The sequence below is a fragment of the Streptomyces parvus genome (assembly GCF_032121415.1).
Taxonomy (GTDB): Bacteria; Actinomycetota; Actinomycetes; order Streptomycetales; family Streptomycetaceae; genus Streptomyces; species Streptomyces globisporus_A.
Genome location: NZ_CP135079.1, coordinates 4,098,162 through 4,113,597 on the forward strand (window position 1 = coordinate 4,098,162; position 15,436 = coordinate 4,113,597).

Below are 15,436 nucleotides of genomic sequence, written 5' to 3' on the forward strand. Positions count from 1 at the left end.
CCCCGCGCTCACTGGGAGGTGCGACCGCCATGACGGACACAGCGGCCGGGGCCGGGGACGCGGCGGAGGGGCGTGCGGTCGTCACGGGTGCGGCGTCCGGGCACCCCGCGCCGGACGCCGCCGACGCCCCCGTCATCCGCACCCGCGGCCTGACCAAGCGCTACCGGGGCGGTCAGCTCGCCGTGGACGGCCTCGACCTGACCGTGCCGGCCGGCAGCGTCTTCGGTTTCCTCGGCCCCAACGGCTCCGGGAAGACCACCACGATCCGGATGCTGATGGGCCTCATCGACCCGACGTCCGGCACCGCCGAGGTGCTCGGCCGCCCGATGCCGGAGGCCGCCCGTACGGTGCTGCCGGAGGTCGGCGCGCTGATCGAGGGGCCCGCGCTGTACGGCTTCCTGAACGGCCGGGACAACCTCCTGCGGTACGACCGGGCCGACCCGACCGCCGACCCGCGCACCCGCCGGGCCCGCGTCGGGACGGCCCTGGCACGGGTCGGCCTCGCCGCCGCCTCCGGGAAGAAGGCCAAGGCGTACTCGCTCGGCATGAAACAGCGCCTCGGGCTCGCCGCCGCCCTGCTCCGGCCACGCCGGCTGCTGGTCCTGGACGAGCCGACCAACGGCCTCGACCCGCAGGGCATGCGCGAGATCCGTCTCCTGGTCCGGGAGCTGGCGTCCGAGGGCACCACCGTGTTCCTCTCCTCCCACCTCCTGGACGAGATCGAGCAGGTCTGCACGCACGCTGCGGTGATGGCCCGGGGCCGGCTGATCGTCCAGGGACCGGTCGCCGACCTCGCCGCGAGCGCCCGGGGCCGGCTCACCGTCACCACCCCCGACCCCGGGGACGCGGTTCGCATCCTCAAGGAGCACGGGGTCACCGGCCTGAGCACCGACGGCGACCGGCTGACCGCCGACGCCCCGCCCGCCGCCGTGGACCTCGCCGACCTCAACGCGGCGCTGGTGGGCGGCGGGGTGCGGGTGCGGTTCTTCGGCGTCGAGCGGGGTTCGCTGGAGGACGCCTTCGTCGCACTCACGGGAGAGGGATTCGATGTCGCAGGCTGAACGGGCGCGGCTCCGTCATTCCGGGGGCCCGGGCCATCCGCAGGGCTCCCGCAGTCCGCTGTGGACGCTGGGTCTCCTCCGCTCCGAGATCACCACGCTGCTGCGCCGCCACCGGACCTACGCCCTGCTCGCCGTCCTCGCCGCCGTACCCGTACTGATCGGCGTCGCGGTCCGGATCGAGACGGGCGGCGGCGGTGGTGGCGGGGAGGGCGGTCCGGACGGCGGGGCGGGCCCGGCCTTCCTCGCCCAGGTCACCAACAACGGCTTCTTCCTGGTCTTCGCGGCCCTCGCCGCGACGCTCCCGGTCTTCCTGCCGATGGCGGTCGGCGTCGTCGCGGGCGACGCGATCGCGGGCGAGGCGAACAACGGCACCCTGCGCTATCTGCTGGTCGCCCCGGCGGGCCGGACCCGGCTGCTGCTCGTGAAGTACGCCTCCGTCCTCGTCTTCTGCCTGGCCGCGACTCTGGTCGTGGCGGTGTCGGCGCTGGCGGTGGGCGCGCTGCTGTTCCCGGTGGGGGACGTCACCACGATCTCGGGGACCCGGATCGGCTTCGGTGAGGGGCTGGTGCGTGCGGCGCTGACCGCGCTGGTCGTCGCGGTGTCGCTGACCGGGTTCGCCGCGATCGGGCTGTTCGTCTCGACGCTGACCGGCAGTGGGATCGGGGCGATGGCGGCCACGGTCGGACTGCTGATCACGGTGCAGATCCTGGACAGCATTCCGCAGCTGAGCGGGGTGCACCCGTATCTGTTCGGGCACTACTGGATGTCGTTCGCTGACGTCCTGCGCGAACCGGTCTACTGGGACGACCTGAGCAAGAACTTCCAGCTGCAGGGGCTGTACGTCGCGGTGTTCGGCTCGGCGGCCTGGGCCCGCTTCACGGCGAAGGACATCACGGCGTGAGGGACGCCCCGAGGGAGCGCAAGAGCGCCTGGCCGGATCGGATCGCCGGGGTCCGCCCGCGCCGTCGGCCGGGCGAGCCGTCCCCCGATCGGCTCGTCGCGGCACGAACGGCACGAACGGTGCGGACAACGTCACGACACGACACGGTACGTTCCGTTTCCGCCTGGGTATGGTGCGGTCTTTGACGACGAGATGTCAACAAGAGATTGGCTTGAACCCCCCTATGCTCACCGAATGATCACATCGCCGAGCAGTGTGCGACGCAGCGAACGATCACGCCGCGCGATCCTGCGGTCCGCCCTCGACCTCTGTACGGAGCGGGGGTACGGGCACGTCACGATAGAGGCCATCGCGGCCGACGCCGGGGTCAGCAAGAAGACGATCTACCGCTGGTGGCCGTCGAAGGGCGCGGTCCTGCTGGAGGCGTTCACGGACGCCCTGATCGACGCCACCCCGTTCGTGGACACCGGCGACATCGGCGCCGACCTGCGCTTCCACGTCGCCGGCGCGGTGAAACTGCTCTCGGTCCCGCCCTTCGGCCCCGCCTACGCGGGCATCCTCTCCGAGCTGCACCACGACGACCTCCTGGCCCAGCAGTTGCGGGAACAGCTGGTCGACCCGCGCGTCGAGGAGGCGATCGGCCGGCTCCGCGGCGCCCAGGAGCAGGGCCAGATCCCGCCCGGCGCGGACCTCCCGCTGGCGGTGGAGATGCTGTACGGCCCCGTCTACTACCGCCATGTGCTGCGCAAGCCCGTCCAGGACGAGGAGACGATCGCCGCGCTGGTGGACCATGTCCTGCGGTCGCTGCGCGCGCCGGGGTACTGAGGCCGCTGCCGCCCTGGTCGTCGCGGCCCGCTCGTACCGGCTCCGGACGCGTCCCGCCCGACCGCGCCCCGTTGCAGGAAGCACTCCAGGATCAGCGGCAGGTCCTGCGGCCACTCCTGGAGGCGGGACTTCCTGCGGGCGGCGATGACGCACGGGCGGGGCCGTGCCGTGGTGCGGGGGGACGACGACCTGGTGGCCAGCCAGGGCGCCGCCGCGCCCGGGCCCCCCTCCACACGCCGGCCGGTACTCCGGCGTCGGACCGTCGACATGCGGCCCGTATCTTCTCCGCGCCGTGGTCGTTGGGAAACCGGGTCGTGGTCAGTCCGGTTGTCATGGGGGGAGGCGGGTGTGGAGGTAAGCGATGTGCATCATGCCTACCGTCAGCGTGTGGTCCTGCGGGGCATTGACGTACGGCTTCGGGCAGGGACGTTGTGCGGGATCGTCGGGGAGAACGGCGCCGGTAAATCAACTCTGCTGAAGATCCTCTCCGGTGAGTTGCGGCCCTCACGCGGCACGGTCCGTCATGGTGGTCGGTTCGGTTACTGCCCGCAGCACGTGGTCCTCAACGACGCGCTCACCGTCCGGCAGCACCTGACGTTCTTCCAGAGGGCCTATCGCCTGGCAGACCTGCGCTATGCCGAGCAGGTCATGGACGTGCTGGGGTTCGCCGGTTACGCCGATGAGCGGGTCGGGATCCTCAGCGGCGGGACGCGGCAGAAGCTGAACGTGACGCTGGCGCTGATGCACGATCCCCAGGTGCTGCTGCTGGATGAGCCGTACCAGGGGTTCGACTGGGACACCTACCAGCGGTTCTGGGACCTGGCCGCACGACTGCGGGATGCGGGCCGCTCCGTCCTGGTCGTCTCCCACCTGGCGTACGACACCGAGCGCCTGGACGAGCTGTGGCGTCTGGAGGGCGGGGTTCTGCGCTCGGACCAGGCGGTGGCCGCGTGAGGTTTCACCTGTCCCGGTTCGCTCTCGCTACCGGCTTCGCGCTGACCGAGCACGGCCGGAACCGGTTCGCCATGGTCCTCGTGATCCTCTTCGTCCCCCTGTGGACGACTCTGGCCTATCTGGCGATGCCCGACACCCCGGCGCGCATGCGGCTGCACGCCACCGGGGAGACGCTGGCGCCGCACGGCAACGAACTGACGGAGATCAGCGGTGCACTCAACGCGGTCACCCTGATCACGGGTTTCATGATGTTCGCCGCCACTTTCTCCGGTAACCGCTTCGACCGCCGGCTGGCGATGGCCGGCTATCCCCGGGCCCACCTCGTCCTGGCCAAGGTCACCGCACTGGCGCTGATCTCGGCTGCGGTCGCCGCCTACGCCACCGCAGTCACCTGCCTGGCCTGGACACCCCGCCAGCCCCTGCTGCTCGCCGCCGCCCTGTTCACCGCCGGCCTCACCTACGGTGCCCTCGGCGTCGGCTTCGGCTCGGTGCTGCGCCGGGAGGTCGAGGGCATGTTCGCCATCGTCATGACCAGCATCATCGACCTCGCCCTGCAAAACCCGATCACGAGCTCGGGAGCCGACACCCCGCTCATGCGCTACCTGCCCTCTTACGGAGCCATGCAGGCCAGTACGGCGGCGGGATTCTCCACCAACCCGGTGCCGCGCCACCTGGCCCTCCAGCTGCTCTGGTTCGCGGGAGCGGCCTTGATCGCTCTGGTGGGCTTTGGCCGCAGCACCCGCAGCACCCTCCCCGCCCGAGCACAGGCCCCTGAGCCTGCCCCGGGAAGCGGCGCACCCAGTCCCTCCGTGCCGCGAGGAACAACCGCACCACCCGTCACGGCGTCCGGCCCGGAAACACACTGAGGTCCCCTTCCCGACATGCGCACGCACCGGCAGCCCGCCCCCGCACACCCTGCTCCGGCCTCGCCCACGCGGCCGGAGCAGCCTTTCGCCCCTTCGCCGAGCGGCCAGACCCCGCCTTTGCGGGTGGCCTATCGGGTGTGCCGCCACGTCACACGAGCGCACGATCCCGCGATTTACGCCCTCGTCCAACTGATGCCGACCGTACTGCGTCCGGCGTGCTGGGCGTTGTGGGCGGCCGCCACCGTCCTGGACGACCTGGCAGACGAACCGGAAGCAGAGCCGGCCGAGCGCGCGGCCCGCGTCGAGGCGTGGACCGGGGCGCTGCAGCACGACCTGGCGGCGGGGACGAGCACCGATCCGGTCCGCTACGCGCTGGTGGACGCGGCGGGACGGTGGCGTATGGACCTGACCGGTCTACAGGGCGCCATGGTCCAGACGCGGGACGACACCCACGGTCTGCGCTTTGCCGACTGGGACGCGTGGCGGGTCTGGTGCAACAAGGAGGTCGTGCCCTGGGTCGAGCAGGTGCGGCACCTGTTCGAGCAGGCCGGTGCGCCGATGAGGTTACGGCTGGACCGGCAAGCAGATTATGAGCGTTTCGTCGACGGTGCCCAGCTCACTGACGTCCTGACCGACCTGAGCACCGACCTTGCCCAGGGCCTGCTGCTCCTGCCGCAGGAAGCTCTGGAGCCCTTCCCCGGCGCCGAGGAGGATCTGCTCCGGGGCCGGTGGAGTCCTGCCGTCGCGGCCCTGATCACCCAGCTGGCAGCCCTGGCGCGCCGGCGGGTGACCAGGCCCGCCATGACCACAGGAATGCATCCCGGTGCCGCCATCGTGCTCGAAACGGCGGCCGGCCTCTTGCGGGCCCAGCTCGACGCCGTCGAAGCGGCCGGTCCGGCCCTGCTGCAACGTGCCCCGCGTCCTTCCGTCGTGGCCCGCGCGCGCGTGCTGGTCCCCGCCCGCCTGCGCTCAACCCTGGCCTGGAGCCTGACTCCCCTGACCGCACCGACCGTGCCGGGCCCGCGACGCCCCAAAGGCGCAGTGACAAGCGCGGGTCCGGCAGCCGAGAACGCCGGCCTGCTGCCACCGCCCTCCCACCCGAGTGGTGCCCGGCCTCCGGCGATTCCCGCCGGCCGGATGCCCGCCCACGTGGCGGTCATCATGGACGGCAACGGCCGCTGGGCCGAGGAGCACGGTCTGCGACGCTCCGACGGTCACCGTGCCGGCACCGCCGCTGTCCGCGAGATCGTTTACGGCGCCTTGGAGATCGGTCTGCGCCATCTGACTCTCTACGCCTTCTCCACCGAGAACTGGAAACGCGACGCAGAGGAAGTCACGGCGATCCTGGCTACGCTCCAGAGCGAACTCGACGAAGCCCCTTTCCGTGACCTGGACGTGCGCCAGCGCTGGTCCGGCCGTCCCAACAAACTGCCCGAAGACCTCGTCGACTCGCTCAGGCGCGAAGAAGCCCGCACCCGCGCCCGCACCGGACTGACACTCACCGTGTGCATCAACTACGGCGGCCGCGACGAGATCACCCAGGCCGCCGCAGCACTCGCCCGGGCAGCCCGAGAAGGCGAAGTGGACCCCGACCACCTCAACGAGGACGACTTCGCCCGCCATCTGCCCCACCCCGACATGCCGGAGGCCGACCTGCTGTGGCGCACCGGCAACGAGCAGCGCACCTCCAACTTCCTGCCCTGGCACGCCGCGTACGCGGAGCTGTACTTCACCCCCGGCTACTGGCCCGACATGGACCGGCGTGACCTGTGGCAGGCCATCGCCGAGTACAGCCGACGCCAACGCCGCCACGGCGCCGTTCCCGCCCCCATCGCCTCCGCCGAGAACAACCGGCCATCCCCGCACGTCCACCCGGCCCCCTGTCCACTGACGCGTGCCGGCTCGGAGTAACCCGTTGTTCCGCCCCGGACCAGCGGTTGGCGTGTCTTTGCGGGTCGCGCCAGGACATGGTGCTCTCGCCGGTGAACGGGATCTCACCAGGGTTCACCGGCCGATGCTGCGGACACCGATGCTGCAAGACAGGTCATACGTCAGACACGCCCTAGGTGTATTGATCACGAGCGTTGTTAACGCCGACCGGGCTTGATCATGGCGAAGACCTCCGGTGTGGTGGAGGTGTCTAGGCTCCACACCACACACGGAGGTCTTCGTGTCCCACCGTAATGCCCGGCTGACCGTTCACGGCAGGCGAATCCTGGTCGATCGCGTCCTCGGTGGGCGGCCAGTTGCCCATGTGGCGGCCGAAATGGGCATATCCAGGCCTACCGCCCACAAGTGGATCCGCCGTTGGCGCGCGGAGGGTGACTCGGGCCTGGCCGACCGCTCCAGCAGGCCCCATCGCACACCGCACCGCACCCCACGGGCCGTCGAGGCTCGCGTCTGCGACCTCCGCAGGACCCGCAAGCTCGGCCCCGCCCGCATCGGCCCGGTCCTGGGCCTGCCCGCCTCGACCGTGCACCGGATCCTGACCCGCCACAGTCTGAACCGGCTGTCCTGGATCGACCGTCCGACCGGCACCCTGATCCGCCGCTACGAACGCGACCGGCCCGGCGAGCTGATCCACATCGACGTGAAGAAGCTCGGCCGGATCCCCGACGGCGGCGGTCACAGGACCCTGGGCCGCCAGGCCGGCCGCGCCACCCGCAGCAACATGGGCTTCGACTACATCCACTCTGCCGTCGACGACCATTCCCGCCTGGCCTACAGCGAGATCCACCCCGACGAGAAGGTCGCGACCTGCGCGGGCTTCCTCACCCGCGCAGCCGCCTTCTTCCACCGCCAGGGCATCCCCCGCATCGAGCGGGTCCTGACGGACAACGCCTGGGCCTACCGCAAGGGCCTGGCCTGGAGGAACGCCCTCGCGGACCTCGGCGCCACAGGCAAGCTGACCCGGGCCTACCGGCCCCAGACCAACGGCAAGGTCGAACGCTTCAACCGCACCCTGCTCGACGAATGGGCCTACATCCGGCCCTACACCGCCAACACCGAGCGGGCCGAAGCCCTGGCAGACTTCCTCCACACCTACAACCACCACCGCAGCCACACCGCACTCGGCGGCCACCCACCCATCACCCGTGTCAACAACCCTGCGGGTCAATACACCTAGGCCCAGCTGCCCCCGGCACCCTTGCCGTCACACCCCTGGCGCCCACCGGTGGCCGGGTCCGGTGCGGCGGGTGATGCTGGACCGGGGCGTGCCGGAACCGGTAGTCGGCGCGCCGGAACCGGAGGGTGGGTGGACCCGTGTCGGACAGCGAGACCCCGGCCGGACCCGAGACGCCCGCGACGGCGGGAGACGGCCTCGACAAGGCGCTTCTCACGACGCTGTTCACCCAGTCCGCCGTCGGTCTCGTCGTGCTCGACCCGCAGCTCCGCCTGGTACACGCCAACTCGCTCGTCGAAGGCGCGGAGACCCGGGAGTACATGGGAAGACGCTTCACCGAGGCTGTCCGGCTCGACGACCCGGTCGGAGCCGAGCAGCTCATGAAGCGGGTACTGGCCGGTGAGGGCCCGGTGCGCGAGTACCTCGTGCGGGGCCGGCTGCGCCGGATCCCCGGCGACCGGCAGTTCCTGACCTCCTTCTACCGCCTGGGCGGCCCCGGCGGCCCCGACACCCCCGCCCTCGGCCTGGTGGTCGCGTTCTTCGACGTCACCGAGCGGGAACGGGCCCGGGCCAGGGAAGCCGCGCTGGCTGCTGTGCGGGACGCGGTCGGCGGGTCGCTCGACGTCGCCGCCACCTGCCGTGCCTTCGCCGACGCCCTGACGCCGGGCTTCGCCGACCTCGCCGTCGTGGAGGTGGTGGACGACGTCCTGCGCGGCTCCGAGCCACCGGTGGGACCGATGCGGCCCGGAACCCCCCTGCGCCGCGCCGCCAGCGGCCGGTGCGACGCCGTCCGGGACACGGGGGAGGGCGGGCGCGGCTCCCGGCGGCGGTCTGACGGAACGACCCGCCACCTTCCCGTCCGTACGCCGTACGCGCTCGCCGCCGCGGACCTGCGGGCCCGGCTCGTCCGGCTCGGCCCCGACACCCCGTGGCTCGGCACCGACCCGGACGGGGCGCGCGCCGTCGCGGAGACCGGCGCGCACTCCTTGATCGTCGTGCCCCTCACCCTGCGGGGCGGGGTCCTCGGAATGGTCAGCCTCTACCGCTGCGGGGCGGCCGAGCCCTTCGACGAGGACGACGTCTCCCTGGCGGTCGCGGCGGCCTCCCGGGCGGCCCTCGGCATCGACAACGCCCGCCGGTACGAGCGCGAGCACGTGATCGCGTCGACGGTCCAGCGGAGGCTGCTCCCGCAGGCCGAACGGCAGCAGGCGGCCGTCGACACCGCGCACGTCCTGCTGCCCGGCCGGGACAGCGGCTGCTGGTTCGACGCCATCGCCCTGTCCGGCGCCCGTACCGCGCTCGTCGTCGGCGGCGTCGCGGGCGAGGGCCTCCAGTCGGCCATCGCCATGGGCCAGTTGCGTACGGTCATCCAGGCGCTGGCGGGCCTCGACCTGGAGCCGGAGGAAGTCCTCGCCCGGCTCAAGGACACCGCCGACCGCCTCGCCCACGAACGTGTCTCCCTGCCCCCCGCCGACGGCCTCCACGAGGAACCCCTGAGCGCGGGCTGCGTCTACGGCGTGTACGACCCGTTCACCCGCACCTGCACCGTCGCCCGCGCCGGGCACCCCGCGCCGCTGATCGTCGGCCCCGACGGACGGGCGGTCCCCCTCGACGTACCGGAGGGGCCCGGCCTCTTCTCCGCCGACAGCGCCCTCTTCGCCCCCGCCTCCGTCACCCTGGAGGAGGGCAGCCTCCTCGCGTTCTTCACCGCCGACCTGCTCTCCGGCGACCGCGCCGCCGAACGCATCACCCAGACCCTCGCCCGGCCGGGCCGCAGCCTCCAGCAGCTCGGCGACGACATCGTGTACGCGCTGCCGGACGACACCCGCGCCGCCGGTGCGGCCCTGCTCCTGGCCCGTACGGGTACGGTCTGCGACCACCGGGTCGCCACCTGGGACCTCGCCGACGAGGACACGACGCCCGCCACCGCCCGGGTGCTCGTCCGCGACCGGCTCCAGGGCTGGGGCCTGGACGAGGACACCGTGGACGCGACCGAGCTGATCGTCAGCGAGCTCGTCACCAACGCGGTCCGCTACGGCACCCCGCCGCTGCGCCTGCGCCTCCTGCTGGACTCCACGCTCACCTGCGAGGTCCACGACGGCTCCACGGCCGCCCCGCACCTGCGGCACGCCCGGACCGTCGACGAGGGCGGCCGGGGCCTGTTCATCGTCTCCCGCCTCGCCTCCCACTGGGGAGCGCGCCACGGTCCGGACGGCAAGGTGCTGTGGACCGAGCAGGAGCTGCCGGACGGTCCGGAGGCGCCGGTGGGGTGAGTCGCGCCCACCGGGGCCTCCGGATCGCGCAGGGCTGCCCGTATCGCGCAGAGTGGTCCCCATGACGACCCCCGCGGAACTGCTCCGCTCCTTCGCTCGCACCCGCGCCTCCCTCGACGGCGAGGAGGTCACGTACTGGTGGTCCGGAGACGTCTACTCCTGGGCCCCCGACGAGCCCTACCGGCGGGTCTTCGGCTTCGAGGGCCTCAACGTCTCCCGCCTGGTGGAGGACGTGGAGGCCGGGCCGGACGCGTACCAACTGCTCACCCGTGAAGCCGCGTTCTACCTGGATCCGGCCAGCCGCGAGATCCTGGAGACCTGGCAGGACCTGCCGGTGGTGCACGTCTGGAACGATCCGGCCAACCAGAAGTGGCGCCCCTTCCCGGTCCCGGCGACCGACCTCGGGGACCAGGTCTGCTTCAGTCTGGAGATCCCGCTCGCCTACCCGTCGCCGCTGCCGGTGGCCCAGTACCCGGTGCACTCGGCGGGGGACACCTACAGGGCCCTGGAACTCTTCCAGTTCTTCGCGGACCGCGCCGATCTGGCGGGCCCGGCCCCCGGCGTCCCGGCCACGATGTCGTGGAGCCGGATGTCCCCGTGGCTGCCGTGGATGGCCCGGGGGCAGCGGCCCGGCGGTCTCACCTTCCACTGCCGGGGCCGCAAGCTCGGCGCGTACACCGAGGTCCCCGAGCGCACCCGGGCCTACATCGCCGACCGCCACCCGGAGTTCGCACACGCCCCCAAGCGGTGGAGCGAGCCGAACGAGACGAGCTGGACCTACTTCCGCAAGCTCAACCCGCCGCAGGGATGAGGCGGTTCGGGGACCGTGTGACAGCGGTTCAGGGGAGCGTGATGTTCCGGCCCGGGCCGCCGGCGACCGTGTCCTTCCCGGAGCCGCCGACGATCACATCGTCGCCCGCCTCGCCGTGCAGCATGTCGTCGCCGGAGCCGCCGAGGAGGACGTCGTCGCCCTCCCCGCCCATGACGTGATCGTCGCCCGGGCCCGCGTACACGACGTCCCTGCCGTCGTACGCCTCGATCATGTCGTCGCCCCGGCCGCCCCACAGCAACTGGTCGCCGTCGACGGCCATCAGGTGGTCCCTGCCGTCGCCGCCGTCGAGGACGACGCGCCCCATGACCATGTCGTCGCCCGCGTCGCCCCGTACGGTGTGCGCCGTGTGCGCGTGCAGCATGTCGTCACCGGGGCCGCCGCTGACGGTGGCGACCCCGGGGTCGCTGGTGGCGATCTCGTCGTCGCCGTCGCCGAGGAACACGTCGATCCGGTCCGGCCGGGCGCTGTCGGTGGGCAGTTCGCAGACGACGTACGTCTCGACACCCGGCTCCAGGTACGTGCAGTGGTCGCCGGGCAGGAGCGGAACGGAATCCCGGAAGCCGATCCGCCGGACCCCGTCGCCCTGGTCCATCGGGACCACATGGAGGTCGTTGACCTGCCCCGGGGCGGCGGTGAAGGTGACCGACTGCTTCGCCCGGTCGGCGCCGACCCGGGCCTTGGCCCCGGCGGTGGTGGGAGCGGCGACGGCCGGGGACACGGCGAGGCCGGTGGCGAGCAGGGTCACGACGGCCGACATCCTCTTGCGCTTCACGACAACTCCTCGGTGGGTCCGTGGGGGTCCGCCCCCCTGCCTTCACGGAGCAGGGGGAGGGCAGGTGCACGTCAAGCGCCGCGCGTGGCGGTGGGGTCGCCACGCGGGCGACCGCAGCCTACCCGTCTTGGTCTAGACCAAACCAGGGTCCGGGGTGGGAGACTGTGCGCCGCGGGTGCCGAACAGCCGCTCCAGGACCACCGCGACCCCGTCCTCCGTATTCGACAGGGTCACCTCGTCGGCCGCCGCGCGCAGCTCCGGGTGGGCGTTGCCCATGGCCACCCGGAGCCCCGAACCGGCGAACAACGGGAGGTCGTTGGGCATGTCGCCGAACGCGACGGTCCGCTCGGCCCCGATGCCCAGCAGCTCGGCGGCGGCCGCGAGACCCGTGCCCTTGTCCACCCCGCGCGGAGCCAGCTCCACCGTGCCGGGCCCCGCCATGGTCACCGTCGCCAGCTCGCCCACGGCCCCGCGTGCGGCGGCGGCCAGCGCGTCGTCGCCCAGCTCCGGGTGGCGCACCAGCACCTTGATGACGGGCCGCTCCCACAACGCCTCGCGAGAGCCGACGTGGTGGGCGGGCAGCGTCGGATTCGGCATCCGGTAGCCGGCCTCGATCAGGGTCGCCCCGTCCACGCCGTCCTGGTCCACGGCGGCGAACACGGCCCCGACCTCCGCCTCGATCTTGCCGAGCGCGGTGTCGGCGGCCTCCCGGTCCAGGGCGACGGACCGCAGCAGCCGCCCGGCGTCCGCGTCGTAGAGCTGGGTGCCCTGCCCGCAGACGACGAGCCCGGTGTACGCGAGGTCCGCGAGCAGCGCCCGTATGCCGGGGACGGGCCGCCCGGTCACGATCAGATGCCGGGCGCCGGAAGCGGCGGCGAGGCCGAGCGCGGCACGGGACCGGGCGCTGACGGTGTCGTCGGGGCGCAGCAGGGTGCCGTCCAGGTCCGTGGCGACGAGGGCATATGCGGGAGGCGTGGGCATGGCCCCACCCTAGAAGGCCCCGAACGGCTGCTTGCCCGCGAGGGGCAGGCCGGATATAGGGGCGCGCTGCCGGTTCGCCACTGCCGGGCCGCTGCTGCGGTGCCGCCGCTGTCAGGCGGCTGTCCCGCCGGCGTTGCGCACCAGCCGCCGCAGCACCTTCACGGTGGTGACGTAGTCCGCGTCGGGGATCCCTTCGTGGAGCGCGGCGCGGATCGCGGGGGCGTTGCGCTTGAGGTCGAGGCGCGCCTGCTCCCCCTCCTCTGTGATCCACAGCCGGTCGTCCGCGTCCCGCCGCAGCCGGCCCCGCCGTACGAGCGCCTCGGCCTCGACCGCGAGGTCGTCCTCGGGCCGGATGTACGAGGCCATCGCCCGCTGAAGCTCGGGGAGGGTCATTCCCGCGCCGTCGGGTGAGATGTCGGCGGCCGACAGATTGCGCAGCAGCCAGAACTGGGGCTGGGTGTACCCCTTCTCCGCCTGCCGCTTCCGGGTGTACGCGATCAGCGCCTCGTAGGCGACTCCGGCCCAGTAGGCGGCGGGCTGGGCGGCGAGTTCGGCGTCGGACGGCTGGTGATCGGTCATGACATCCCCTCCCTCGGTGCTGTGGGGGCCCCGTGGGGCCTCGCGGCAACCGTAGAACCTCAAGCATGGTTGAGGGCAAGGGGATCGTCCTGCCTGGCCGGCGGGGACCGGGCCCGCCCCCGGGCCCAGCACGCGCCCGGGCCGGCGCGGACGTCAGGCGAAGATTCCGCTGTAGGCGTTGAGGGCCGGCTGGCCGCCGAGGTGGGCGTACAGGACGTTGGAGTCCTCGGGGATCTCGCCACCGCGGACCAGGTCGATGAGTCCGGCCATGGACTTGCCCTCGTAGACCGGGTCGATGATCATCCCTTCGAGCCGGCCGGTGAGCTTGATGGCGTCCACCGTGGACGCCACGGGCACACCGTAGAGCTCGCCCGCCCAGCCTTCCAGGACGGTGATCTCGTCGTCCTCCAGATCCCGCCCGAGACCGATGAGTCCGGCGGTGGCACGGGCGATCCTCGCCACCTGGTCACGGGTCTCGGCGAGCTTCGCGGACGCATCGATGCCCAGGACCCGCCGCGGCCGGTCCTGGCCCGCGAACCCGGCGATCATGCCTGCCTGGGTGCTGCCGGTGACGCTGCACACCACGACGGTGTCGAAGAAGACGCCCAACTCCTCCTCCTGCCGCTGTACTTCGCGCGCCCAGTTCGCGAAGCCGAGACCGCCGAGGGGATGGTCGGATCCGCCGGCCGGAATGGCGTACGGGGTGCCGCCCGCGGCCCGTACGTCGTGCAGGGCCTGACGCCAGCTGTCCTTGACGCCGATGCCGAAGCCCGCCTGCACCAGGCGCACGTCCGCGCCCATGATGCGGGACAACAGGATGTTGCCGACCTTGTCGTTGACCGCGTCGGGCCAGTCCACCCAGCTCTCCTGGATCAGGACCGCCTTCAGGCCGGCGCGGGCGGCCACGGCCGCCACCTGCCGTGTGTGGTTGGACTGCACGCCGCCGATGCTGACGAGCGTGTCCGCGCCCTGCCGGAGGGCGTCGGGGAGCAGGTACTCCAGTTTGCGGGTCTTGTTGCCGCCGTAGGCGAGGCCGGCGTTGCAGTCCTCCCGCTTGGCCCAGATGCGCGCACCGCCGAGATGCTCGCTGAGCCGGTCCAGCGGATGCACCGGGCTGGGGCCGAACAGCAGGGGGTAACGCTCGAAGTCGTCCAGGGACATCGCGGGCTCCTCGTGGGCGTGGGTGTGGACGGGTCCGGCGCGGCCCGGCGACGAGCCGCGTGGCACGGGCGTTCAGGAAACTCCAAACGTGCTGCTCGGCCCACCGCCGGGCCGTGGCGTGCCGGGCCGTTTCTCGGTGGCGGCCCCCGCTCCTGCCTCCGGCCATGCGTCGAGCAGCGGCAGCAGCGTCTGCCAGTTCGCCCGGGTCGCGGCCACCGCACCCTCGACGTCCCCGGCCGCGCACAGCGCGATGATCCGGTCGTGCTGGGCGACCGACCCGCGCCCGCTCAGCGAGGAGAAGCGCAGCCGCTCCAGGCGTCGCAGTACGGGCGTGAACTGGTCGAGAACGGTGGCGACGGCCTCGTTGGCGCCCGCGGTCACGGCGACGCGGTGGAACGCGTCGTCGGCCTCCAGCGCCCCGTCCGCGTCGTTGCGCCGCAGGGCGTCGGCGAAGCGCGCGTTCGCCTCGCGCATCGCGTCGAGCTCGACCGCCCCCAGCTGCGGGACCGCCTCCCGCACGGCGAGTTCGTGCATGGCGGAGGTGACCGACTGCGCGGCCCGGACGGCGCGGACGTCGAGCGGGCTCACGAGGGTGTGGCGGCCGGGCTTCGTCTGCACGAGCCCCGCCTGCTCCAGCCGGCCCAGCGCCTCACGCACCGGCGTGCGGCTGACCCCGAGCCAGTCGGCCAGGTCACCGTCGTTGAGACGCTCGCCGGGCGCGAGCGTGCCGTCGACGATGGCGTCACGGATGGCCCGGTAGGCGCTCTCGCGGAGGAGCGACCGGGAGACGAGGCCTCGGCTCTGCGGAACTGGCATGCAATATATTGCATGCCGCGCAGGGGTGGGCTGTCAAGGGCGGTGAACGCGGCGGCGTGTGCGGTGCGGTCATGATCCGGTCCGCCGCTCCGGGCTGGGCAGGTCCGGTGCGCTGCGGTTCGGGAAGCAGGTCACCAGGGCGAGGGAGGGGAAGACCGTGCGCGCCGAGGGACAGGCCCCCGCCCCGCGCGAGCAGGTCGACCGCCGCCCTGACGCGGGATGCCAGCCTGGTCGTCTCCTGGTCCTGCTCGGCGGCGAACAGGGGTGCGAACTCGGCGTCGGCTTCACGGT

General features: G+C 72.5%; 14 protein-coding genes. 9 read left to right on the forward strand and 5 right to left on the reverse strand.

Annotation, left to right across the window (positions count from 1 at the left end; translation table 11 throughout):
* Positions 1 to 29 precede the first annotated feature (29 nt).
* The 9 genes from RNL97_RS19555 to RNL97_RS19595 all read left to right on the forward strand — a co-directional run bounded on the left by RNL97_RS19555 (position 30) and on the right by RNL97_RS19595 (position 10,815).
* A complete protein-coding gene (locus RNL97_RS19555) occupies positions 30 to 1,061 on the forward strand; it encodes an ABC transporter ATP-binding protein (protein WP_030578306.1) in 1,032 nt (343 codons plus the stop codon).
* Positions 1,048 to 1,962, forward strand: coding sequence for an ABC transporter permease (locus RNL97_RS19560; RefSeq protein ID WP_313750993.1), 915 nt, complete (start codon positions 1,048 to 1,050; stop codon positions 1,960 to 1,962). The genes RNL97_RS19555 and RNL97_RS19560 overlap by 14 nt, the downstream gene beginning before the upstream one ends.
* A 234-nt stretch (positions 1,963 to 2,196) precedes the next feature.
* A complete protein-coding gene (locus RNL97_RS19565; RefSeq protein ID WP_030578299.1) occupies positions 2,197 to 2,787 on the forward strand; it encodes a TetR/AcrR family transcriptional regulator in 591 nt (196 codons plus the stop codon).
* A 348-nt stretch (positions 2,788 to 3,135) separates the two neighbouring features.
* On the forward strand, positions 3,136 to 3,741 hold the full coding sequence (locus tag RNL97_RS19570; RefSeq protein ID WP_030578296.1) for an ATP-binding cassette domain-containing protein: 606 nt from the start codon (positions 3,136 to 3,138) through the stop codon (positions 3,739 to 3,741).
* On the forward strand, positions 3,738 to 4,607 hold the full coding sequence (locus tag RNL97_RS19575) for an ABC transporter permease (protein WP_030578293.1): 870 nt from the start codon (positions 3,738 to 3,740) through the stop codon (positions 4,605 to 4,607). The genes RNL97_RS19570 and RNL97_RS19575 overlap by 4 nt, the downstream gene beginning before the upstream one ends.
* A gap of 192 nt (positions 4,608 to 4,799) precedes the next feature.
* Complete coding sequence (uppS, locus tag RNL97_RS19580; protein ID WP_398866976.1) at positions 4,800 to 6,518, forward strand: polyprenyl diphosphate synthase; 1,719 nt, start codon at positions 4,800 to 4,802, stop codon at positions 6,516 to 6,518.
* 259 nt (positions 6,519 to 6,777) lie between these two features.
* Positions 6,778 to 7,734, forward strand: a complete 957-nt coding sequence (locus RNL97_RS19585; protein ID WP_313750281.1) for an IS481 family transposase — start codon at positions 6,778 to 6,780, stop codon at positions 7,732 to 7,734.
* Between the two features lie 137 nt (positions 7,735 to 7,871).
* The gene (locus RNL97_RS19590) at positions 7,872 to 10,004 is read left to right on the forward strand and encodes an ATP-binding SpoIIE family protein phosphatase (RefSeq protein WP_313750995.1); all 2,133 of its coding nucleotides are present in this window, start codon (positions 7,872 to 7,874) and stop codon (positions 10,002 to 10,004) included.
* 61 nt (positions 10,005 to 10,065) lie between these two features.
* On the forward strand, positions 10,066 to 10,815 hold the full coding sequence (locus tag RNL97_RS19595; RefSeq protein WP_030578281.1) for a DUF1838 family protein: 750 nt from the start codon (positions 10,066 to 10,068) through the stop codon (positions 10,813 to 10,815).
* 28 nt (positions 10,816 to 10,843) lie between these two features.
* Here the strand turns inward: RNL97_RS19595 and RNL97_RS19600 are convergent, their stop codons facing one another.
* The 5 genes from RNL97_RS19600 to RNL97_RS19620 form a co-directional block, all read right to left on the reverse strand.
* The gene (locus tag RNL97_RS19600) at positions 10,844 to 11,593 is read right to left on the reverse strand and encodes a calcium-binding protein (RefSeq protein ID WP_106978390.1); all 750 of its coding nucleotides are present in this window, start codon (positions 11,591 to 11,593) and stop codon (positions 10,844 to 10,846) included.
* A 147-nt stretch (positions 11,594 to 11,740) separates the two neighbouring features.
* Positions 11,741 to 12,589 (reverse strand): HAD family hydrolase, encoded by an 849-nt coding sequence (locus tag RNL97_RS19605; protein ID WP_030578277.1) that lies wholly within the window; start codon positions 12,587 to 12,589, stop codon positions 11,741 to 11,743.
* A gap of 111 nt (positions 12,590 to 12,700) precedes the next feature.
* Entirely contained in the window at positions 12,701 to 13,168 is a 468-nt protein-coding gene (locus RNL97_RS19610) for a MarR family transcriptional regulator (RefSeq protein WP_243314783.1), read from the reverse strand.
* A 153-nt stretch (positions 13,169 to 13,321) separates the two neighbouring features.
* Entirely contained in the window at positions 13,322 to 14,329 is a 1,008-nt protein-coding gene (locus RNL97_RS19615) for a 1-aminocyclopropane-1-carboxylate deaminase (protein ID WP_030578275.1), read from the reverse strand.
* 72 nt (positions 14,330 to 14,401) lie between these two features.
* Positions 14,402 to 15,145 carry a GntR family transcriptional regulator gene (locus RNL97_RS19620; protein ID WP_050499950.1) on the reverse strand — a complete coding sequence of 248 codons (744 nt, stop codon included), beginning with the start codon at positions 15,143 to 15,145 and terminating at the stop codon, positions 14,402 to 14,404.
* Positions 15,146 to 15,436: the final 291 nt, after the last annotated feature.